At 70.3% G+C, this 22,088-nt stretch carries 17 protein-coding genes and 2 pseudogenes; 10 read left to right on the top strand and 9 right to left on the bottom strand.

Annotated elements, in window-relative coordinates; all coding sequences use genetic code 11:
• Positions 1 to 77: 77 nt before the first annotated feature.
• Entirely contained in the window at positions 78 to 986 is a 909-nt protein-coding gene (locus N8I87_RS10060) for a pseudouridine-5'-phosphate glycosidase (RefSeq protein ID WP_263207511.1), read from the bottom strand.
• A 99-nt stretch (positions 987 to 1,085) separates the two neighbouring features.
• Between N8I87_RS10060 and N8I87_RS10055 the strand changes: the two genes are divergently transcribed.
• Complete coding sequence (locus N8I87_RS10055; protein WP_263207509.1) at positions 1,086 to 1,514, top strand: VOC family protein; 429 nt, start codon at positions 1,086 to 1,088, stop codon at positions 1,512 to 1,514.
• Positions 1,515 to 1,531: 17 nt separating this feature from the next.
• On the opposite strand, the gene N8I87_RS10050 is transcribed toward N8I87_RS10055, so the two are convergent.
• Both N8I87_RS10050 and N8I87_RS10045 read right to left on the bottom strand, forming a co-directional pair.
• Positions 1,532 to 2,086 (bottom strand): methylated-DNA--[protein]-cysteine S-methyltransferase, encoded by a 555-nt coding sequence (locus tag N8I87_RS10050; RefSeq protein ID WP_263207507.1) that lies wholly within the window; start codon positions 2,084 to 2,086, stop codon positions 1,532 to 1,534.
• A gap of 44 nt (positions 2,087 to 2,130) precedes the next feature.
• Entirely contained in the window at positions 2,131 to 3,003 is an 873-nt protein-coding gene (locus tag N8I87_RS10045; RefSeq protein ID WP_263207505.1) for a glycerophosphodiester phosphodiesterase, read from the bottom strand.
• Positions 3,004 to 3,281: 278 nt separating this feature from the next.
• Here N8I87_RS10045 and N8I87_RS10040 point away from each other — a divergent pair.
• The 7 genes and pseudogenes from N8I87_RS10040 (at position 3,282) to N8I87_RS10010 (ending at position 11,980) form a co-directional block, all read left to right on the top strand.
• Positions 3,282 to 4,138: pseudogene (locus N8I87_RS10040) on the top strand (MHYT domain-containing protein).
• A gap of 39 nt (positions 4,139 to 4,177) precedes the next feature.
• Positions 4,178 to 6,328: an excinuclease ABC subunit UvrB gene (gene uvrB / locus N8I87_RS10035; protein WP_263207503.1), complete on the top strand. Its 2,151-nt coding sequence runs from the start codon at positions 4,178 to 4,180 to the stop codon at positions 6,326 to 6,328.
• Positions 6,329 to 6,483: 155 nt separating this feature from the next.
• On the top strand, positions 6,484 to 7,062 hold the full coding sequence (locus N8I87_RS10030) for a TerD family protein (protein ID WP_263207501.1): 579 nt from the start codon (positions 6,484 to 6,486) through the stop codon (positions 7,060 to 7,062).
• Positions 7,063 to 7,118: 56 nt separating this feature from the next.
• A pseudogene (locus tag N8I87_RS10025) lies at positions 7,119 to 9,100 on the top strand (TerD family protein).
• A 235-nt stretch (positions 9,101 to 9,335) separates the two neighbouring features.
• Positions 9,336 to 10,337 (top strand): TerC/Alx family metal homeostasis membrane protein, encoded by a 1,002-nt coding sequence (locus tag N8I87_RS10020; RefSeq protein WP_263207499.1) that lies wholly within the window; start codon positions 9,336 to 9,338, stop codon positions 10,335 to 10,337.
• 129 nt (positions 10,338 to 10,466) lie between these two features.
• A complete protein-coding gene (locus N8I87_RS10015) occupies positions 10,467 to 10,769 on the top strand; it encodes a hypothetical protein (RefSeq protein ID WP_263207497.1) in 303 nt (100 codons plus the stop codon).
• Between the two features lie 110 nt (positions 10,770 to 10,879).
• A complete protein-coding gene (locus tag N8I87_RS10010; RefSeq protein WP_263207495.1) occupies positions 10,880 to 11,980 on the top strand; it encodes a calcium:cation antiporter in 1,101 nt (366 codons plus the stop codon).
• A 32-nt stretch (positions 11,981 to 12,012) separates the two neighbouring features.
• Here N8I87_RS10010 and N8I87_RS10005 read toward each other — a convergent pair whose 3' ends face one another.
• Both N8I87_RS10005 and N8I87_RS10000 read right to left on the bottom strand, forming a co-directional pair.
• Complete coding sequence (locus tag N8I87_RS10005) at positions 12,013 to 13,278, bottom strand: MFS transporter (RefSeq protein WP_263216372.1); 1,266 nt, start codon at positions 13,276 to 13,278, stop codon at positions 12,013 to 12,015.
• 92 nt (positions 13,279 to 13,370) lie between these two features.
• Positions 13,371 to 14,417: a S66 family peptidase gene (locus N8I87_RS10000; protein ID WP_263207493.1), complete on the bottom strand. Its 1,047-nt coding sequence runs from the start codon at positions 14,415 to 14,417 to the stop codon at positions 13,371 to 13,373.
• 102 nt (positions 14,418 to 14,519) lie between these two features.
• Here N8I87_RS10000 and aroQ point away from each other — a divergent pair, with 102 nt between their 5' ends.
• On the top strand, positions 14,520 to 14,993 hold the full coding sequence (gene aroQ, locus N8I87_RS09995) for a type II 3-dehydroquinate dehydratase (protein ID WP_263207491.1): 474 nt from the start codon (positions 14,520 to 14,522) through the stop codon (positions 14,991 to 14,993).
• Between the two features lie 299 nt (positions 14,994 to 15,292).
• Here the strand turns inward: aroQ and N8I87_RS09990 are convergent, their stop codons facing one another.
• Together N8I87_RS09990 and N8I87_RS09985 are read right to left on the bottom strand one after the other, a co-directional pair.
• The gene (locus tag N8I87_RS09990; RefSeq protein WP_263207489.1) at positions 15,293 to 15,949 is read right to left on the bottom strand and encodes an MBL fold metallo-hydrolase; all 657 of its coding nucleotides are present in this window, start codon (positions 15,947 to 15,949) and stop codon (positions 15,293 to 15,295) included.
• Between the two features lie 45 nt (positions 15,950 to 15,994).
• Positions 15,995 to 16,684 (bottom strand): maleylpyruvate isomerase family mycothiol-dependent enzyme, encoded by a 690-nt coding sequence (locus N8I87_RS09985; RefSeq protein WP_263207487.1) that lies wholly within the window; start codon positions 16,682 to 16,684, stop codon positions 15,995 to 15,997.
• A 224-nt stretch (positions 16,685 to 16,908) separates the two neighbouring features.
• Between N8I87_RS09985 and uvrA the strand changes: the two genes are divergently transcribed.
• Entirely contained in the window at positions 16,909 to 19,947 is a 3,039-nt protein-coding gene (gene uvrA, locus N8I87_RS09980) for an excinuclease ABC subunit UvrA (protein WP_263207485.1), read from the top strand.
• Positions 19,948 to 20,066: 119 nt separating this feature from the next.
• Here uvrA and N8I87_RS09975 read toward each other — a convergent pair whose 3' ends face one another.
• Positions 20,067 to 20,978 carry a carbohydrate kinase family protein gene (locus N8I87_RS09975; protein ID WP_263207483.1) on the bottom strand — a complete coding sequence of 304 codons (912 nt, stop codon included), beginning with the start codon at positions 20,976 to 20,978 and terminating at the stop codon, positions 20,067 to 20,069.
• Positions 20,975 to 22,036, bottom strand: a complete 1,062-nt coding sequence (locus tag N8I87_RS09970; RefSeq protein WP_263207481.1) for a LacI family DNA-binding transcriptional regulator — start codon at positions 22,034 to 22,036, stop codon at positions 20,975 to 20,977. The genes N8I87_RS09975 and N8I87_RS09970 overlap by 4 nt, the downstream gene beginning before the upstream one ends.
• Positions 22,037 to 22,088 lie beyond the last annotated feature (52 nt).

Raw genomic sequence — 22,088 nt, 5'->3', positions numbered from 1 at the left:
CGATGCAGCCAGTGAGCCCGCCAGGCCCGGCGTAGGGACCCGGCCCGGCCGCGGGTCCGGTGCCGCCCGCCCCGCCGTCACCCCCGGGACCACGCCGCCGCGATCCGTGCCGCCAGGCGTACGTTGCCCCGGACCGCCGCCAGGTTGGCGCTCAGTGAGGCTCCGTCCGTGTGCCGGACCAGGTAGTCGAGCAGGAACGGCGTGACGGCCTGCCCGGTGACACCCTCCTCCTCGCACGCGTGCAGCGCGTCCTCGAGCACACGCGCGTGCAGGGCGGGATCGAGCTGCTCCTCCTCGGGCACGGGGTTGGCGACGATCAGCGCCGACTCGGGCACGCCGAGCGCGTCCTGCGCCCGCATGACCCCCGCCACCTCCTCCGGGCTCTCCAGCGTCCAGTCGACCGGGTGCCCGGAGTCGGACAGGTAGAAGCCGGGGAACTGGTCCGTGCCGTAACCGGCGACGGCCACACCCAGCGTCTCCAGGCGCTGCAACGTGGCCGGTACGTCCAGGATCGACTTCACCCCCGCGCACACCACCGTGATCCGGGTGCGCGCCAGCAGCCCCAGGTCGGCGGACTCGTCCTGCGTCACCGTCCACTCCCGGTGCACACCGCCCAGCCCGCCCGTCGCAAACACCCGGACCCCCGCCAGCGCCGCCAGCAGCGCGGTCGCCGACACCGTGGTCGCACCGCTCACCCCCGCCGACACGGCGAGCGGCAGATCGCGGTGGCCCAGCTTGCGGATCCCGTCCTCGTTGGCGACCCGTTCCAGCTGCTCCTTGTCCAGGCCGACGTGTGGCTGTCCGTCCAGCACGGCGATCGTCGCGGGTACGGCACCCTCCCGCCGTACCGCCTCTTCCAGTTCCAGCGCGACCCGCAGATTGCGCGGGCGCGGCAGCCCGTGCGCGATGATCGTGGACTCCAGGGCCACCACGGGTCGACGCGCGTCGATCGCCTTCCGTACGTCTTCGGACACCACCAGCACCACGTGCCTGCCTCCTGTCGGTAGGTTCTCCCTCATCTCTGGCGGGCCGCACACCCCGTTAAACGCTTGCGACCTGTGCGGGGCTGCCACCAGCCTGGGCGGATGACCAACAACACGACACGTCTCGACCATGTCGTCCTTTGGGTGAACGACCCGGTCGCCGCGGCCGACTTCTATGAGAAGGCGGTCGGCCTGGAACCCCTGCGCGTCACCGAATTCACCGAGAAGAAGACGTCCTTCCCCTCCGTGCGCGTCAACGAGGAGACCATCCTCGACCTGGCCCCGCTCACCATGGCCGAGCGCATGAAGATGCTGCCCGGCTCCGTGGAGAGCGCGGGCCACCCCGTCAACCACGTCTGCCTGTCCCTGTCGGCCGACCGGTTCGACGCCCTGCGCGCCCGCCTGCAGGACAACGCCGTCCCCGTCTCCGACATCGACCACGGCGCGTACGGAGCGCGCGGAAAGGCGACCCGCAGCTTCTACTTCCGCGACCCGGACGGCAATGTCTTCGAGGCACGGCACTACGAGTAGCGGGCGCGCCCGAGCCGTCAGAACAGCGGCTCGGGCAGCACTCCCTCCAGGGCGAGCAGCTTCCGCTTGGTCTCCAGCCCGCCCCCGAACCCGCCGATGCCGCCGTCGCTCTCCACGACCCGGTGGCACGGCACGACGACGGGCAGCGGGTTGGCGCCCATCGCCGCGCCCACCGCCTGCGCGGCGCCCGGCTGGCCGACCCGACCGGCCAGATCGCCGTACCCGACGACCGAGCCGTACGGCACACCGCTCGCCAGCTCGCGCAGCACCTGCCGGTTGAAACCGGAGATCAGCGACCAGTCCAGGGGCAGCTCGAAGTCGTGCCGCTCGCCCGCGAAGTACGCCTCGACCTGGCGTATCGCCTCGGCCAGCAGCGGCGATCCGGGTGCCTCGACGGGCTCGGTGCCCAGCTTGGCCGCCAGCCGCTCCAGCGACCGGTCGCGCACCGCGTCGGTGGCGTGGAACACGACGTTGACCAGGCCGTCGTCGGTCGCCGCGAGAAACAGCGGACCGATGGTGGTGCCCACGACGGTCCACACGACCTGCTGCTCGTCCTGCCCGTGGCTGTCCATGGCCCCACCGTACGACCCGCCACTGACAACGCCCGCCGTTCGGCTCAGTAGCCGGTCAGCGCCGCCCACACCACGTCGGGCTTGTTGGTGATGACGCCGTCGACGCCGTACCGGGCGACGGTCCAGGCGGTGGCCGCGTCGTCGACGGTCCAGGTGTATACCCCGAGCCTCCTGCCGTGCGGACCGCGGAACGCGTGCACGGTGGTGACGTAGCTGCCGGAGATGGTCCCGTACGAGGGGTTGATCAGATCGGTGAAGCGCGCGTACCGGTACAGGTCGCGCGGCGGCGGCGTGCCGAGGAAGCCGGTCGTCAGGCCGGGCTTCAGATCGTGGACGATGCGCAGGCTGTCCGCGCTGAAGCTCTGCACGATCAGGCGGCTCAGGTGCGCCCTGTCCAGCCAGCCCTCGTTGCCGAGGAGCTTGAGGGTCTGCTGCTCGATGCCCGGGTACAGCTCGGGATTCTTGATCTCCAGGAGCAGCTTCTCGTGGTTGCTCTCGACGCGGCTCATGTACTGCTTCAGGGTCGGCACGCGCGTGCCCGCGTACGAGGGGCCGAACCAGTTGCCCGCGTCCAGCCGGGCGATCTCGGCGGCGGTGAAGTCCTTCACCTTCCAGGGCGCCCGGCCAGGGAAGACCTTCTCGACGTTCGTGGTGCGTTTGAGGCTGTCGTCGTGGATGACGACCAGTACGCCGTCCTTGGTGCGCTGCACGTCGTTCTCGACCCAGGAGAAGCCCAGCCGGGCCGCCTCGTCGATGGCGGGCAGCGTGTTCTCGGGAGCGTAGGCGGAAGCACCCCGGTGGGCGACGATACGGGGCTGTTCGCCGACGTCGCCGGCCCGGGCGGAGGGGGTGGGCGCCAGCAGGGTGGCCGTCCCCAGGAGCGCGGTGGTCGTGGCGGCAACTGCGCGCGCGTGCATGCGTACTCCTCGCGGCGGGCGAATACGGACAGCACCAGAGTGACAGCAGAGCGTCAACAGGAGGGTGGTATCGGCAGGCCACGGAATGAATGAAGTTCCCCAAGTCCGCACACCGGTGCCGCACAAGTGGGGCAGGGACGTGATTCTTTGCCGGAAAATCGTTCGACCATTCCGGTGGGGGTCATACTCTCCTCGTCAACCCTGACCGCACGGAGCGGTCCTGGGACGGGGGCTTATTTCAGGTATTCCGGGACGCAAAGGGTGAAGGGCAGCCGCGCATGCAGGGCACGGTCGACGGATTCAGCTACGGGATCGTCACCCCGCTGGTGGCCTATCTGATGGCGTGCCTCGGCGGAGCCCTCGGCCTGCGCTGTACGACCAGATCCATGCTGGTGACCCAGTCCTGGCGGCCCGCCTGGCTCGCCCTCGGCTCCGCCGCGATCGGCTCCGGCATATGGACCATGCACTTCGTCGCCATGATGGGGTTCACCGTCAAGGAGACACCGATTCACTATGACAAACCGATGATGTACGCAAGCCTGGGCATCGCCATCGCCATGGTGGGGATGGGGATCTTCATCGTCGGCTACCGCGGCGCCACCGGGGCGGCGCTGTTCACCGGCGGCACGGTCACCGGTCTGGGCGTCGCCTCGATGCACTACCTCGGCATGGCGGGCCTGCGCCTCAACGGGAGCCTGCAGTACAACACGGTCACCGTCGCCGCCTCCGTCGTCATCGCGGTCGTGGCCGCCACCGCCGCCCTGTGGGCCGCGGGACAGGTGAGGGGCTTCCTGTGGAGCGTCGGCGCGAGCCTCGTCATGGGGCTCGCCGTCAGCGGCATGCACTACACGGGCATGGCCGCCCTCAGCGTCCATCTGCACGGCAACGGCTCGACCACCACCGGCGAGTCGCCCGCGGCCCTGCTCGGCCCCATGCTGATCGGCCCTCTCGCCTTCCTCCTCCTCGCGGGCGTCGTCGTGATGTTCGACCCGCTGATGGTGATGGGCAAGCCCGACTGGACCCGCGTCGAGCACAAGCCGGGCATCCCGGCCGCGCCGTCGCCCCCGCCCCGGGCCGCCGGCCGCAGGCCCGCCAGCCGGGCCACCGCGGTTCCCGCACCCCGCAGAACCGGTGATCGGGACCCGTTGTCAGTGCGGGGTCGTACGGTGGATCCATGCGGCCCGTTTCCCACATCGAACGCACGGTGGCGCCCTTCGAGGTCGTCAGCTCCTACCAGCCCAGCGGCGACCAGCCGACGGCCATCGCCGACCTGGCCAGGCGCATCGAGGCCGGTGAGAAGGACGTCGTCCTGCTGGGCGCGACCGGCACCGGCAAGTCCGCCACCACCGCGTGGATGATCGAGAAGCTCCAGCGCCCCACGCTCGTGATGGCGCCGAACAAGACGCTGGCCGCCCAGCTGGCCAACGAGTTCCGCGAGCTCCTCCCGAACAACGCGGTCGAGTACTTCGTCTCGTACTACGACTACTACCAGCCCGAGGCGTACGTCCCCCAGTCGGACACCTACATCGAGAAGGACTCCTCGATCAACGAGGAGGTCGAGCGTCTGCGGCACTCCGCGACCAACTCGCTGCTCACCCGGCGCGACGTCGTCGTGGTCGCCTCGGTCTCGTGCATCTACGGCCTCGGTACTCCGCAGGAGTACGTGGACCGCATGGTCCCCCTCAGGGTCGGCGACGAGATCGATCGCGACGAGCTGCTGCGCCGCTTCGTCGACATCCAGTACACCCGCAACGACATGGCGTTCAGTCGGGGCACCTTCCGGGTCCGCGGCGACACCATCGAGATCTTCCCGGTGTACGAGGAGCTGGCCGTCCGCATCGAGATGTTCGGCGACGAGATCGAGGCGCTGTCCACCCTGCACCCGCTCACCGGCGAGATCATCAGCGACGACCAGCAGCTGTACGTCTTCCCGGCCTCCCACTACGTCGCGGGCCCGGAGCGCATGGAGCGCGCCGTCAACGACATCGAGAAGGAGCTGGGGGAGCGCCTCGCCGAACTGGAGAAGCAGGGCAAGCTCCTGGAGGCCCAGCGGCTGCGCATGCGGACCACGTACGACATCGAGATGCTCCGCCAGATCGGCTCCTGCTCCGGCGTGGAGAACTACTCGATGCACTTCGACGGCCGCCTGCCCGGCTCCCCGCCCAACACCCTGCTCGACTACTTCCCCGACGACTTCCTCCTCGTCATCGACGAGTCGCACGTCACCGTGCCGCAGATCGGCGCCATGTACGAGGGCGACGCCTCCCGCAAGCGCACCCTCGTCGAGCACGGCTTCCGGCTGCCCTCCGCCCTGGACAACCGCCCCCTGAAGTGGGAGGAGTTCCAGGAGCGGATCGGGCAGGCCGTGTATCTGTCGGCGACCCCCGGCCCATACGAGCTGTCCCGCGGGGACGGCGTCGTCGAGCAGATCATCCGCCCCACCGGACTCGTCGACCCGGAGGTCGTGGTCAAGCCGACCGAGGGTCAGATCGACGACCTGGTGCACGAGATCCGCACGCGCACCGAGAAGGACGAGCGTGTCCTGGTCACCACGCTCACCAAGAAGATGGCCGAGGACCTCACCGACTACTTCCTCGAACTCGGCATCCAGGTGCGCTATCTGCACAGCGACGTCGACACCCTGCGCCGCGTCGAGCTGCTGCGCGAGCTGCGCTCCGGCGAGTTCGACGTACTGGTCGGCATCAACCTGCTCCGTGAGGGCCTCGACCTGCCCGAGGTGTCCCTGGTGGCGATCCTGGACGCCGACAAGGAGGGCTTCCTGCGCTCCGGCACCTCGCTGATCCAGACCATCGGCCGCGCGGCGCGCAATGTCTCCGGTCAGGTCCATATGTACGCCGACAAGATCACCCCGGCGATGGAGAAGGCCATCGACGAGACCAACCGCCGCCGCGAGAAGCAGGTCGCCTACAACACGGCCAACGGCATCGACCCCCAGCCGCTCCGCAAGAAGATCAACGACATCGTGGCGCGGATCGCCCGCGAGGAGGTCGACACCGAGGAACTGCTCGGTTCCGGCTACCGCAGGACCAAGGACGGCAAGGGAGCCAAGGCCCCCGTCCCGTCGCTCGGCGACAAGGCGGCCAAGGGGGCGAAGGCCAAGTCGGCCAAGGGCAGGGCCCAGGAGAAGGCCACGGTGCCGACGGACCGCCCCGCGGCCGAACTCGCCGAGCAGATCGAGGAGATGACGGAGCGCATGCGCGCCGCCGCCGCGGACCTGCAGTTCGAGATCGCGGCCCGGCTGCGCGACGAGGTCTCCGAGATGAAGAAGGAGCTGCGCCAGATGCGGGAGGCCGGTCTGGCCTGACCTCGCGGTCCGTGCCGATCCCGGCACGTGAGCGGAGTGTTGCAAGACCGACACAAACCGCGGGCCGGGGTTCGGCAGTGTCGGTGCCCGTGACTAGGGTTCTGGTCAACCGCAAGCAGTGCGGCAACAGGGGAAATCCGAGAGGGGAACCAGCCGTGTCCGTCAACATGACCAAGGGTCAGGCCATCAGCCTGGAAAAGAAGGATGGGGGCACCCTGACCGCGGTCCGCATGGGTCTCGGCTGGCAGGCGGCACCCAGGCGCGGGCTGTTCGGCTCGCGCACGCGCGAGATCGACCTGGACGCCTCGGCGGTGCTCTTCGCGGAGAAGCAGCCGGTCGACGTCGTCTTCTTCCGCCACCTGGTGAGCGACGACGGCTCCGTGCGCCACACCGGCGACAACCTCGTCGGCGGTGTGGGCCAGGGCGGTGACGACGAGGCCATCCTCGTCGACCTGGCGCGCGTCCCGGTCCACATCGACCAGATCGTCTTCACCGTGAACTCCTTCACGGGCCAGACCTTCCAGGAGGTGCAGAACGCGTTCTGCCGCCTGGTCGACGAGACCAACGGGCAGGAACTCGCGCGCTACACCCTGGCGGGCGGTGGCGCGTACACCGCGCAGATCATGGCGAAGGTGCACCGGGCCGGAGCCAGCTGGACGATGACGGCCCTGGGTACCCCGGCCAACGGCCGTACCTTCCAGGACCTGATGCCGGCGATCCTGCCGCACCTGTAAGGACCGCCGGACGGCCCGGCGAGCGGCACACGACAACACGACACAGGGGGAAGGCGATGACGGCCGAGCTGGTGCGGGGGCAGAACCACCCGCTCTCGCAGGTCCGGCTCGAGATCCGGGTCTCGGCCGGTGTGCCCGTCGTGGCGGCGGCCACGCTGAGCGACGACAACGGCAAGGCGCGCGGCGTCGAGTGGGTGGCCCACCCGGGCGCGCCCGCGCTCCCCGGGCTCGAGGTCTCCAGGCAGGCGGCGGCCGACCACCGCCTCGCGGTGGACCTGGCCGCCATGCCGGAGGCCGTGCATCGCGTCAATGTGCTGCTCGCCCTGCCCGAGGGGGTGGGAGGCCCGACCCGCTTCGGCGTCGTCCCCGCCCCCTCCGTCGCGGTCACCGGCCTCGACGGCACCGGGATCGCCGGTTTCACTCTCACCGGCCTGGACGCCGAGTCGGCCGTCGTCGCCCTGGAGCTGTACCGCAGACAGGGCGCCTGGAAGGTGCGTGCCGTCGGCCAGGGCTATGCGGACGGCCTCGCCGCGCTCCTCACCGACCAGGGCCTGCCCCAGGCCGTGGACCTCGCGGGCAGCATCCACGAGGCGGTGGCCCGGGGCATGGCCCGCTCCGTCCCCGCGCCGCCGTCGCGTCCGTCGGACGCCGACCGGTCCCGCCGGACGGCGACCTCCGCACCGGGCCCGGCTCCGCAGGGCACCCCGGATCCCGTGCCACCTCACGGCACACAAGGTCCGTACGGCGGTCATGTGCCCGGCTCCTCGTTCCCCGCGCAGCCCGACTCCACCGCCTCGCAACAGGCGGCGCCCACCGGTGGCCCGGTCGACTACACCCACCCGAACCGCCGGCACTCGGCCCCGCCCCCGCCTCCGCCGCAGGCACCCCCGCCCCGCCCGGACAGCCCGCCGCGCCCGTCGCCGGTGACGCGGCCGGCTGGTCCATGGACGAGCGGCTTTACAACCAGGTCTGGGGCATGTTCGAGGACCTGGCCCGCACCACGGCCGCGTACCGCAGCGCCGTCGACTTCGCCGAATCCCGTATGGACAAGGAGCTCGACCAGGTCCTGTCGGACCCGCGCAACCGGCTCGGCTCCTCGGGCGACGACGAACGCGAGGCGGCCGCTGCCAAGCGGGCCCGGCTCGTCGAGCAGGCGAGAGCGGTGCTCGACCGTGACCTGGCCCAGCTGACCGCCGAGTGCGAGGTGGTCGAGCATGCGCTCCCGCCGGCGTACGCGCGCTGGGACAACCCCGTCTGGCATGCCTACCGCGTGCCGACGGAGTCCCCCATGGCCCTGCGCCTGGGCGACCTCCACCTGCCCGAGAGCGCGCCGCTGCGCGTCCCGATGCTGGTCCGGCTGCCCATGGAGCGGGGCCTGTGGATCGACAGCGGCCCCGGCACGGGCCTCGACGGTCCCTTTCCGGAGCCGGGCGGGCTGCGGCACCTCGCGATGGAGACAGCGGTGGCTCTTGCGGTCCGGCTGCTCGCGGTCCACCCGGTGGGGGAGTTCGCCGTTCATGTGATCGACCCGGCCGGTTCGGGAGCGCAGGCATTGGGACCGCTGACGCGAAGCGGTGTGCTCGCGGCTCCGCCCGCGACCGGCGCGGCGGGCGTCGCGGACGTGCTGGGCCGGCTCACCCAGCGCGTCGACCTGGTGCAGATGGCGCTGCGCGGTGGCGCGGCCGAGTCGTTGCCACCCGGTCTCGACATGGCGCAGCAACTGCTGATCGTCAATGACTTCCCCCACGGCTTCGACGACCGGGCGGTGAACCAGCTGCGCTATCTCGCGGACGAGGGGCCGTCCGTCGGCGTGCATCTGCTGATGGTCGCGGACCGTGAGGACGCAGCCGCCTACGGCCCGCTGCTCGCCCCCTTGTGGCGCTCGCTCATGCGACTCACGCCGGTTCCCGACGACCACCTCGCCGACCCGTGGGTCGGGCATGCCTGGACATACGAGCCGTCGCTCGTCCCGCCCGGCAGCGAGGTGCTCCACCGGGTGCTGGCACAGGTGGCCGCGGCCCGCACCAAGCACAAGTAAAGCCACTCCGACCTGGGAACTTGACCTTTTCTTTGCCAAGGGCTTTACCTTTCCTTGGTGATTGGGGTACTGTTTTCCGCACGGAGGGGAGCAGTCCCTGTCTGCCGACGTTGTCCTGTCGATACGGGTCAGGGCTGATCCCGGGGCGCCGGTCCATCGTGGGCGGAAGAGACCTCCGGCAGCGATGACGCTGACTGTGTGCCGTTACGTTCTGCTACGTACTGCCGGAGGCGCCATGGATGTTTCCGTGAACTTGTGGGTCCTCACCATCGCGGGCCTTGCCGCCCTCATCGCGGTCGACTTCTTCATCGGCCGCAAGCCTCATGACGTGTCCATCAGGGAAGCCGGGATCTGGACGGTCGTCTGGATCGCCCTGGCCGGTCTCTTCGGCCTCGGCCTGCTCCTCTTCTCGGGCGGCCGGCCTGCCGGGGAGTTCTTCGCGGGCTTCATCACCGAGAAGTCGCTGAGCGTCGACAACCTCTTCGTCTTCGTCCTGATCATGGCGAAGTTCGCGGTGCCCTCGCAGTACCAGCAGCGCGTGCTGCTCGTCGGCGTGCTCATAGCGCTGGTCCTGCGGACCGTGTTCATCGCCGCGGGCGCCGCGATCATCGCCAGTTTCTCGTGGGTCTTCTACCTCTTCGGCGCCTTCCTGCTCTGGACCGCCTGGAAGCTGATCCAGGAGGCCCGGGCCGACGAGGAGGACGAGGAGTACGAGGAGAACAAGCTGCTGAAGGCGGCCGAGCGCAGGTTCGGCGTGGCCGACCGCTACCACGGCACCAAGCTGTGGCTGCGGCAGAACGGCAAGCGCGTGATGACGCCGATGCTGGTCGTGATGCTCGCGATCGGTACCACGGATGTCCTGTTCGCGCTCGACTCGATCCCCGCGATCTTCGGCCTGACGCAGGACCCGTACATCGTCTTCACCGCCAACGCCTTCGCCCTCATGGGCCTCAGGCAGTTGTACTTCCTCATAGGCGGCCTGCTGAGAAAGCTGGTGCACCTCTCGTACGGCCTGTCCGTGATCCTGGGCTTCATCGGCGTCAAGCTCGTGCTGCACGCACTGCACGAGTCCGGGGTGCACATTCCCGAGATCAGCACTCCGGTCTCGCTCGGCGTGATCTGTGTGGTCCTGATCGTCACCACGGTCACCAGCCTGCTGGCGTCCCGGAAACAGGCGGCGCTCGAAGCGGCGCGGGTGCCCGGCGAAGGCGCTCCGAAGGACAGTGTCGACGCCTGACCGCGACGGACGTAGAAACAACGGTCCCCGGGAGTGGTGCGGGGCGATTGCCGCGCTTCGCTCCCGATGCTTCGTTGGGGGCAGAGCGTGTCCCCGGCCGGGGACGCCGCCGCCCCGGTGGAGGCACCCATGAAGTTCGTCCAGATCATCGACTTCGAGACAGACCGCATCGACGAGATGCGGGCCCTGTCGGAGGACATGGAGAAGCGCTTCGCGGGCCGCGAGAACAGCCCCACGCGCCGTCAGATCCTCGCGGACAGGAATCAGCCGGGCCGCTATCTCGCGGTGATCGAGTTCGACTCCCACGAGGAGGCCATGCGCAACAGCAGTGACCCCGAGACGAGCAAGTTCGCCGAGCAGATGGCCGCGTTGTGCACTCGGCCTCCGGCCTTCACCGACTGCGACGTCGTGGAGACGAGCGACCTCACATAACCAGGACCGAAAGCCGAACCATCCGGGGGCCCGTGCCGCGCCGACGCCGGGCCTCCGGTACCGGAAAGGAGCGGAATGCGAACCCCGTACGCCTCTGCCACGATCGCAGCATGATCGCTCGGCTCAGGTGGCTCACCACTCAGTGGACGCTCCTCGTGCCGGTGCTCGCGGTCGTCCTTCTCGTCCTCACCTGGGGGCGCCACCTCCCCGGCGCGGTCGTCGCGCTGGTGAGCGTGATCCTGGCGGTGTCCGTCCTGGCCGCGGTCCATCACGCCGAGGTGGTCGCCCACCGGGTCGGCGAACCCTTCGGCTCCCTGGTCCTCGCCGTCGCCGTCACGATCATCGAGGTCGCCCTGATCGTCACCCTCATGGCCGACGGCGGCCCCAAGAGCGCGACGCTGGCCCGGGACACGGTCTTCGCGGCCGTGATGATCACCTGCAACGGGATCATCGGCCTGTGTCTCCTCGTCGCCTCACTCCGCCACGGCACCGCCGTCTTCAACCCCGAGGGCACCGGCGCCGCCCTCGCGACCGTGGCCACCCTGGCCACGCTCAGCCTGGTGTTGCCGACCTTCACCACCAGCAAGCCGGGACCGGAGTTCTCCGGCGTACAGCTGACCTTCGCCGCGCTGTCCTCGCTGATCCTGTACGGCCTGTTCGTGGCCACCCAGACCGTGCGGCACCGCGACTACTTCCTGCCCATCACCCGGCAGGGCGAGGTGATCACCGCGGACGACCACGCCAAGGCGCCGTCCGCCCGCACCGCCTGGATCAGCCTCGGCCTGCTGGGCCTCGCCCTGATCGGGGTCGTCGGCCTCACCAAGGGCGTCTCGCCCGCGATCGAGTCCGGAGTGCAGGCGGCCGGTCTGGACCAGGCCGTCGTCGGCGTGATCATCGCCATGCTCGTCCTGCTCCCGGAGACGATCGCCGCGCTGCGCTCGGCCCGCCGTGACCGGGTGCAGACCAGCCTCAACCTCGCGCTCGGCTCGGCGATGGCCAGCATCGGACTGACCATCCCCGCGGTGGCCCTCGCCTCCATCTGGCTCTCCGGTCCGCTCGTCCTCGGCCTCGGCGCCACCGGCATGCTGCTGTTCGCGCTGACCATCGTGGTGAGCTCGCTGACGGTCGTGCCCGGGCGGGCCACGCCGCTGCAGGGTGGCGTGCACCTGGTGCTGTTCGCCGCGTATCTGGAGCTGGCGATCAATCCGTAGCGGACCTCACCCGCCCGTCGCCGGACCACCCGTCAGGCGGGCTCCACCACGGCCACCGGCACCGGGCGGGTCTCCGGCAGCAGTGCGAAGCACCCCAGGCTGAGCAGCGCGATCCCCGTCAGATACGCGCCCACACCCCATGGAACGCGCCCGCTGTGCTCCGCGAGCGCCGTCGCCACGATCGGCGTGAGCGCGCCCCCGAGGACCCCGCCGAGGTTGTAGCCCACCGCGGCGCCCGTGCACCGCACCCGCGGCTCGTACAGCTCCGGCAGATAGGCGGCGATCACCGCGAACATGGTGATGAACGCCGCCAGCGCCCCCAGGAAGCCGAGGAACATCAGCAGCGGCTCGGCCGTCGCCAGCAGCGCGACCATCGGGAACATCCACACGGCAATCGCCGTGCACCCCGCCAGGCACAGCGGCCGCCGCCCGTAGCGGTCCCCGAGCAGCGCCATCACGGGTGTGAGCGCCCCCTTCACCACCACGGCGGCCATGATGCAGGTCAGCATGACGGTACGGCTCACCCCGAGCCGTTCGGTCCCATAGGCCAGGGACCAGGTCGTCACCGCGTAGAACACCGCGTATCCCACCGCGAGCGCCCCGGCCGTCAGCAGTACCAGCCGCCAGTGGTGCCGTACGACCTCGGCGAGCGGCACGCGCGCGTGGTCCTCGATCTCGAGGAACCGGGGACTCTCGGTGAGCGAGGAGCGCAGCCACAGACCGGCCAGGGCCAGCGCTCCGGCCGCCCAGAACGGCACCCGCCATCCCCACTGCGCGAACTGCGCGTCGGACAGTGTCGCCGACAGCGCCAGCATCACGCCGTTGGCGAGCAGGAAGCCGATGGCGGGCCCGATCTGCGGAAAGCTCGACCACAGCGCACGCCGCCCGGCGGGCGCGTGTTCCGCGGTCAGCAGCACCGCCCCGCCCCACTCCCCGCCGAGCCCGAGCCCTTGCAGGAAGCGCAGGACGAGCAGTAGCAGGGGAGCGGTGACGCCGATCGAGCCGTACGTCGGCACACAGCCGACCGCGACGGTCGAGGCGGCGGTCAGCAGGAGCGAGACGACGAGAACGGGCCGCCGCCCGCGCCGGTCCCCGATGTGCCCGAAGAGCATCGAGCCCAGCGGCCGGGCCACGAACCCCACTCCGAACGTCCCGAAGGCCGCCAGCGTCCCCGCCAGGGGTGAGAACGTCGGGAAGAACAGCGGCCCCAGGACGAGGGCCGCCGCCGTCCCGTAGACGAAGAAGTCGTAGAACTCGATGGCGGTCCCGGCGAGGGAGGCGGCGGCCATCCGCAGCATGGAGGGCGCCCTTACGGTGCGTAGATCGCGCATGTCGGGTCAACTACCCACGGTGATCGCTGGTTACGCGGGCGTGGGGAGTGCGGCCCGCGTCAGTAGGTGACGATGATGCGCCGGGCCGGTCCGTCCACGCGGATCACGCCCCCATAGGGGATGACGAGTTGGGGGTCGGTGTGGCCCAGATCCACATCGAGGACGGCGAGCATGTTCGGCGCGTATGTCTTCAGCGCGCGCCGCACGGCCTCGCGCTGCTCCGTCGCGTAACGCGCCGCCTCCCGGGGACTGTTGGGCCGCTCGAAGGACCAGCTCTTGGGGCGGCCCATCAGCAGGGCGGAGAACTGCCGCAGCAGGCCACGCTCGCCGAAGTTGCGCAGGGTCCGGAAGACCTCCGTGGCGCTCGGCAGTTCCTCGGAGGTCTCCAGGAACAGGACACCGCCGTCGTACTCCGTGAGATCGTGCGAGACCTCGCGGTCGGCCATCAGCAGCCACCCGAGGATCTCCAGGTTTCCGCCCCAGCCACGGCCCTCGACGACCCGGTCGGCGTTCAGCCAGGTCCAGCCGGTGCCGGGCCGGGACTGCGGTTCCGCGTCGAAGGTGGCGGGGTCGGCCCAGTCGCGGTCGACGTCGTTCCAGCGCTCGGCGGGCCGGAGTTCGTACTCCCCGGAGGTGAACAGCGCGGCCCTGAGGGACTCGGCGGTCCGCGGATGCAGGGCTCCGGGGCGGCCCAGCTCGCACATCACCATCGCACCGTGGTAGCCGACGATTCCGGCATTGCGCAGGTACGCGAGCAGGTTCGTGTTGTCGCTCATCCCGAAGAACGGCTTCGGGTTGGCCCGGATCAACTCCCGGTCCAGCAGCGGCAGCACCGTGATCTGGTCCTCACCGCCGATCGTGGCGGCGACCGCCTTGATGTCCGGGTCGGCGAACGCCGCGTGGATGTCGTCGGCGCGGTCCCGCGGCGACGTGCCCATCCTCCTGGTCGTCGGGTACTCGACGGGTACGAGGCCGTACTCCTCGCGCAGCCGCCGCAGACCCAGCTCGTAGGGCCGCGGGAAGAGTTCCGCCAGCCCGGACGAGGGGGAGACGACGGCCACGCGGTCGCCGGGCGAGGGCTTGGGAGGATACGCAGGCATCGTCATGCCGGGAGAGTACGGGCCCTTGTCTCCTCGCCGCACCGTGATAAACCGGGTCTGAGCAGCGGTCCCTTGGCGACCGCCCACCCCGAACGGACCGGAGGAACCGTGCCCCGCACCCTGGCCAACGCCCCGATCATGATCCTCAACGGGCCCAACCTCAATCTGCTCGGCCAGCGTCAGCCGGAGATCTACGGCTCCGACACGCTCGCCGACGTCGAGGCCCTGTGCGCCAAGGCCGCGGCGGCGCACGGCGGGACGGTGGACTTCCGGCAGTCCAACCACGAGGGCGAGTTGGTGGACTGGATCCACGAGGCGCGGCTCCACCACTGCGGGATCGTCATCAACCCCGGCGCCTACTCACACACGTCCGTCGCGATTCTGGACGCGCTGAACACCTGCGACGGCATGCCGGTCCTGGAGGTGCACATCTCCAACATCCACCAGCGCGAGTCGTTCCGGCACCACTCGTACGTCTCCCTGCGCGCCGACGGCGTCATCGCCGGGTGCGGCGTGCAGGGATATGTGTTCGGCGTGGAGCGGGTGGCGGCGCTGGTGGGGGCCGCACAGGCCGACACGTAGCGTTTGAAAAGGCGACCGACGCCCTAGGCGTACCGACGTCCTATAGGTACTGACGTCCATAGGTGCTCAGGCCTGGGCCGCCGGCCGAGGGCGGGGTTCGGAAGACCGGCGGCCCATACCGCGCAGGAGCCGTCATCCTGTGCGGGGCTGCTTCCAGTTGACTGCCCGACAACGAGCACCGGGAGCGCGCGCGGGTCACCGGCGCGTGCGAACGATTCACACGGGGCGCGCGCAACGCGCTTGCGCGGGGCGCACGTACAAAGTTCGCGCCGGGCCCGGCGTCCTGGCCGGGGCCGCGCTCACCACCCGCGCGCGTGCCACTCCGGCAGATGCGGGCGCTCGGCGCCCAGCGTGGTGTCGTTGCCGTGCCCCGGGTAGACCCAGGTCTCGTCCGGCAGCGCGCCGAAGATCTTCGTCTCGACGTCATGGATCAGACTGGCGAACGCCTTCGGATCCTTGCGCGTGTTGCCCACACCGCCCGGGAACAGACAGTCCCCGGTGAAGACGTGCGGGTGGCCGTGCGGGTCGTCGTAGACCAGCGCGATCGACCCCGGCGTGTGCCCCACCAGATGGCGCGCGGTGAGCTCCACACGCCCCACCCGGATCACATCACCGTCGTCGACCAGGACGTCGGTCGGCACCGGGATACCGGGGGCGTCCTCCCGCCCGGCGTACGTACGCGCGCCCGTGACCGCCACGACCTCGCCGAGCGCCTGCCAGTGGTCACCGTGCTGATGCGTGGTGACGACGGACGCGATGCCGTCGTCACCGATCATGCCGAGCAGTGTCTGCGCCTCGTTCGCGGCGTCGATCAGCAGCTGCTCGTCCGTGGCCCGGCAGCGCAGCAGATAAGCGTTGTTGTCCATCGGGCCGACCGCGATCTTGGTGATCATCAGGTCCTTCAGCTCGTGCACGTCCGCCGGTCCGCCGACCGTCACCTCACCGCTGTACGTCATGGCGGCAGCCTATAGCGGGGGAGCGGACCGGGCGGCGTCCACGTGCTACAGCGGGGGGAGCGTCGGCAGTTCGCCGCCCTTCACCGTCAGCCCCGAGCCGTCCCGGCGGCCGGCGAGCCAGCCGAGGAGATCGGCGGCCGTGCCCTCCACCGCGATCGGGCCGCCCGGCGCGCCGCCGCCCGTGGTCCAGGTGCGGCCGCCGTCGGCGACCAGAGCGGTCGAGGGCACGCTCGGGTGTCCGCCGAAGCGCTCCGCGAGGAAGTCGGTCTCCCGCTGAGTGAAGTCCGCCGGAAGATCCTCCAGCTCGTACCCGATCCCCAGGTCCACATGGTGCAGCTCGACCTCGACCCACCGCCGGAACGGCACCCGGGACGCCGAGTCGGTGACCCCGTTGCGCAGCTCCACCGTGCGCGCCCAGTCCGCGGGCGCGGCCCCCGCCGCCTGGAAGCGTGCGCCGCTCTCGCGCAGGTCGGCGAGCTGGACGTCGAGGGCGCGCGGGGCGTCCCGTTCGATGTCGGCGTCGCGGGCCTCCCCCGACTCGTACATGGGGCGCCCTTCGAGGACGTTCACCAGCGCGTCCGCGTTGCGGGCGAGGTGGGCGAGGACATGGCCACGGGTCCAGCCGGGCAGCCGTGACGGCTCGGCGGTGGACGCGTTGTCCAGTGCGGCGGCTGCGGTGAGGAGCCGTTCGGTCGCGTCACGTACAGACGCCAGGTCACGCGCGTGATCCATCATGAGGCCGACCCTAACCCCGCCACTCCTTCGGGTGAAGGTGGTGGGTCAGCCCCGCAAATCGAATGTGCGTGCTATATGGTCGGGTGCGGCGTCGGGCATGCTGGATGGGCCGGGATTGTTTACGGAACCGGGAATCCGACCGGCGTTGTCAGTGGCTCCCCCTAGTCTGAAGAACGACGGGGGCCCCGCCCCTGTCACTTCTCTCAAGAAAGGTGCGGACCGGCGTGGCCGACCGTCTCATCGTCCGTGGCGCGCGCGAGCACAACCTGAAGAATGTCTCGCTCGACCTGCCACGCGACTCGCTCATCGTCTTCACGGGCCTGTCGGGTTCGGGCAAGTCCTCGCTGGCGTTCGACACGATCTTCGCCGAGGGCCAGCGGCGTTACGTGGAGTCGCTCTCCTCGTACGCCCGTCAGTTCCTCGGCCAGATGGACAAGCCGGACGTCGACTTCATCGAGGGCCTGTCCCCGGCGGTCTCCATCGACCAGAAGTCGACCTCGCGCAACCCGCGCTCGACGGTCGGCACCATCACCGAGGTCTACGACTACCTGCGGCTGCTCTTCGCGCGCATCGGCAAGCCGCACTGCCCCGAGTGCGGCCGCCCCATCTCGCGCCAATCGCCGCAGGCGATCGTCGATAAGGTCCTGGAACTGCCGGAGGGGAGCCGCTTCCAGGTGCTCTCGCCGCTCGTGCGCGAGCGCAAGGGAGAGTTCGTCGACCTGTTCGCGGACCTCCAGACCAAGGGCTACAGCCGCGCGCGCGTGGACGGCGAGACCATCCAGCTCTCCGACCCGCCCGCCCTGAAGAAGCAGGAGAAGCACACCATCGAGGTGGTCATCGACCGCCTCACGGTCAAGGACTCCGCCAAGCGCCGGCTCACCGACTCCGTGGAGACCGCTCTCGGCCTGTCCGGTGGCATGGTCGTTCTTGACTTCGTCGACCTCCCCGCGGACGACCCCGAGCGCGAGCGCATGTACTCGGAGCACCTGTACTGCCCGTACGACGACCTGTCCTTCGAGGAACTGGAGCCGCGCTCCTTCTCCTTCAACTCGCCCTTCGGCGCCTGCCCCGAGTGCACCGGCATCGGCACGCGCATGGAGGTCGACGCGGAGCTGATCGTCCCGGACGAGGACAAGTCCCTGGACGAGGGCGCCATCCACCCCTGGTCGCACGGGCACACCAAGGACTACTTCGGCCGCCTGATCGGCGCCCTGGCGGACGCGCTGGGATTCCGTACGGACATCCCCTTCGCCGGTCTGCCGCAGCGCGCCAAGAAGGCCCTGCTGTACGGCCACAAGACGCAGATCGAGGTCCGCTACCGCAACAGGTACGGCCGTGAGCGCGTGTACACCACGCCCTTCGAGGGTGCCGTCCCCTTCGTCAAGCGCCGGCACAGCGAGGCCGAGAGCGACGCCAGCCGCGAGCGCTTCGAGGGCTATATGCGCGAGGTGCCCTGCCCCACCTGTGCGGGCACGCGCCTGAAGCCGATCGTCCTCGCAGTCACGATCATGGAAAAGTCGATCGCCGAGGTCTCCGCGATGTCCATCAGCGACTGCGCGGACTTCCTGGGCGAGCTGAAGCTCAACGCCCGCGACAAGAAGATCGCCGAGCGCGTGCTGAAGGAGGTCAACGAGCGTCTGCGGTTCCTGGTCGACGTCGGCCTGGACTACCTCTCGCTCAACCGCGCGGCCGGCACGCTCTCCGGCGGCGAGGCCCAGCGCATCCGCCTGGCCACGCAGATCGGCTCCGGCCTGGTCGGCGTGCTGTACGTGCTGGACGAGCCGTCCATCGGTCTGCACCAGCGGGACAACCACCGCCTCATCGAGACCCTGGTCCGGCTGCGCGACATGGGCAACACGCTCATCGTCGTCGAGCACGACGAGGACACCATCAAGGTCGCCGACTGGGTCGTCGACATCGGCCCCGGCGCGGGCGAGCACGGCGGCAAGGTCGTGCACAGCGGCTCGCTCAAGGAACTGCTGGCCAACGCCGAGTCCATGACCGGTCAGTATCTGTCCGGCAAGAAGTCGATCCCGCTGCCCGACATCCGGCGCCCCCAGGACCCGTCCCGTCGGCTCACGGTGCACGGCGCCCGCGAGAACAACCTGCAGGACATCGACGTCTCCTTCCCGCTGGGCCTGTTCACCGCCGTCACGGGAGTCTCCGGATCCGGCAAGTCGACGCTGGTCAACGACATCCTCTACACGCACCTGGCCCGCGAGCTGAACGGCGCGAGGAACGTCCCCGGCCGGCACACGCGCGTGGACGGCGACGACCTCGTCGACAAGGTCGTGCACGTCGACCAGTCGCCCATCGGCCGCACCCCGCGGTCCAACCCGGCGACGTACACCGGCGTCTTCGACCACGTCCGCAAGCTGTTCGCCGAGACGACCGAGGCGAAGGTCCGCGGCTATCTGCCCGGCCGCTTCTCCTTCAACGTCAAGGGCGGCCGCTGCGAGAACTGCGCGGGCGACGGCACGATCAAGATCGAGATGAACTTCCTCCCGGACGTCTACGTCCCGTGCGAGGTCTGCCACGGCGCCCGCTACAACCGGGAGACGCTGGACGTCCACTACAAGGGCAAGTCCATCGCCGACGTGCTGAACATGCCGATCGAGGAGGCGACGGAGTTCTTCGAGGCCGTCCCCGCGATCGCCCGCCACCTCAACACGCTCAAGGACGTCGGGCTCGGCTATGTCCGGCTCGGACAGTCCGCGACCACCCTGTCCGGCGGTGAGGCGCAGCGCGTCAAGCTCGCCAGCGAGCTGCAGAAGCGCTCCACCGGCCGCACGGTCTACGTCCTGGACGAGCCGACCACCGGTCTGCACTTCGAGGACATCAGCAAGCTGCTGAAGGTCCTGTCCGGTCTGGTCGACAAGGGCAACACGGTCATCGTCATCGAGCACAACCTCGATGTGATCAAGACCGCCGACTGGGTCGTCGACATGGGCCCGGAGGGCGGCGCCGGCGGCGGGCTCGTCGTCGCCGAGGGCACGCCGGAGGAGGTCGCCGGGATCCCGGCCAGCCACACCGGCAAGTTCCTGCGCGAGATCCTCGGCGCCGACCGGATCAGCGACGCGGCGTCGGTGCCCGCCCAGCGCAAGACGGCGGCCAGGAAGACGGTCGCCGCCAAGTCGCCGGCGAAGAAGACGGCCACGGCCCGGACGACCAGGACCGCCAACAACACGGCGACCGAGAAGGCGGCAGCGATCACCAAGAAGGCGGCACCCGCGAAGAAGACGACACGGGCACGGAAGGCGTGAGCCGGCCGGCGGCCATGCTCTGACGAATCCCCAGAAAACGGTGCCCCGCGGGAACTCCCCGTGGGGCACCGTTCGTTCAACCAGCAGCCACCCCGGCCCTGGAAGTGTGGAAAGTACGGCTAGAACTCCCCGAGTTCGGCCGCGAACGGCGGTTCCGCCCCCGCCCGTGAACAGGTCACCGCCGCCGCACGCGCCGCGAACCGCAGCAGCCGCGTCCAGCCGTCGGCGCCCAGCCCGGCCAGCGCCTCGGCAGAGAGGGCGTCTTGCGCGGACAGGCCGTGCAGCAGCGCCGCGTTCACCGTGTCGCCGGCGCCGATCGTGTCGACGACCGCGACCTTCTCGCCCGGCACGGAGTACTCCGCGCCGTCCCGGGTGAATGCGGTGAGACCGTCGCCGCCCCGGGTGATCACCACGGCCGAGGGGCCCGCGGCCAGCCACTCGCGCGGGGTGCCGCCCAGCCACTGGGCATCCTCCTCGGAGACCTTCAGCAGCGTCACCGACGGCAGCCAGCTCCTGAAACGCGCCCGGTAGGCATCCGCGTCCGGGATCAGACCCGCCCGGATGTTCGGGTCGAGCGCGGTGAAGAGTCCCTGCCCGGCCGCGGTCCGCATCAGCTCCTCGTAGGCGCTCGCCCCCGGTTCCAGGACGAGCGAGCAGGTCCCGAAGGACACCGCGCGTGCCGCGGCCGGGAGCTCGGCGGGGGCCGTGAACCGCCGGTCGGCGGTGCCTTCGACGTAGAAGGAGTAGGCGGCCGACCCGTTCCCGTCGACCGTGGCGACCGCGAGCGTGGTCGGCTCCGTGCCGCGCTGCACGCGGGAGACGTCCACGCCGGCCCGGCGCAGCCCGTCGAGCAGGGCCTCGCCGAAGGGGTCGCACGAGGTGCGGGAACAGAAGGCCGTGGGGGAGCCGAGTCGGCCGAGGGCCACGGCCGTGTTGTAGGGGCCGCCGCCGAGCGCCGGCTTCAGGTCCGCCAGGGCACCCGTGCCCTGCGGTACGAGGTCGATCAGTGCCTCACCGGCGACGACGATCACGAGTCGCTTCCTTTCCTGGACTGGTCGGCGGCCCCCTCGGGCCGCTCCGGGCAGCCGCACGACGTGCGGTGGACGAAGGCACAGGGCAGCCGCACGGTCCGGGCGGGCCGGTCCGGCGCGGCCAGGCGGTCCAGCAGCACCCGGACGGCCTGCGCGCCGATCTCCCTGCTGGGCTGGGCGATCGCGGTGAGCCGGGGCGAGAACAGATCCGCCCAGGCGAAGTCGTCGAAGCAGCACAGGGCGATGTCGTCGGGCACGCTCAGGCCGCGTTCGCGCAGGGCGCGCAGAGCACCGATGGTCATCGCGTTGTTGGCGGTGATCAGTGCCGTCGGCGGGTCGGCGAGGGAGAGCAGGTCCGAGGTGGCCCGCTCGGCACGCGCCGACTCGGAGTTGCCCGGGGCCACGAGGCGTTCGTCGTGGACCAGACCGGCGGCGGCCAGGCCCTGCCGGTAGCCCGTGATCCGCTCGCCGGTGGTGCTGAGCCCGGGCAGGCCCGCGACCAGGCCGATCCGGCCATGGCCCCGCTCGGCGAGGTGGGTGACGAGCCGGGCCATCGGGTCGGTGTTCTCGGCGCAGACCTGGTCGAAGCGTGGGGCGCCGTCGGTGTGGGCGTCGATCACGCGGTCCAGGAACACGGTCGGCACAGCGTGGCGGCCCAGATAGGCGACGAGCTCCCGAGGGTCGGCGGAGGGGGCGACGATCATGCCGTCCACGCGTCGCTCATGGAGGAGCTGGACGACCTTGCGTTCGTGCCCGGGGTCGTCGTGCGGGTCGGCGATGAGCAGGCTGTAGCCCTCCTCCAGGGCGCCGGCCTCGACGCCCTGGAGGATCTCCGTGAAGTAGGGGTTGCTGATGGCCGAGACCGCGAGCCCGATGGAGCGGGTGCGGGAGGTCACCAGGGAGCGGGCGAGCGTGTTGGGCGTGTAGCCGAGCTCGTCGATCGCGTCCAGCACCGCCCGACGGGTGTGGGGCAGCACCGGACGCGTGCCGTTGAGCACGTGGGAGACGGTCGCCACGGAGACTCCGGCGCTCCGTGCGACGTCGGCCATGGTGGGCATCGGGCTCCTTCCCTGGGCCGCGATGGGCCTTCTGGCGGGGAAGGTATCCCAT

This window comes from Streptomyces sp. HUAS 15-9 (assembly GCF_025642155.1).
Taxonomy (GTDB): domain Bacteria; phylum Actinomycetota; class Actinomycetes; order Streptomycetales; family Streptomycetaceae; genus Streptomyces.
This window is presented reverse-complemented; position numbering and strand designations above follow the sequence as displayed.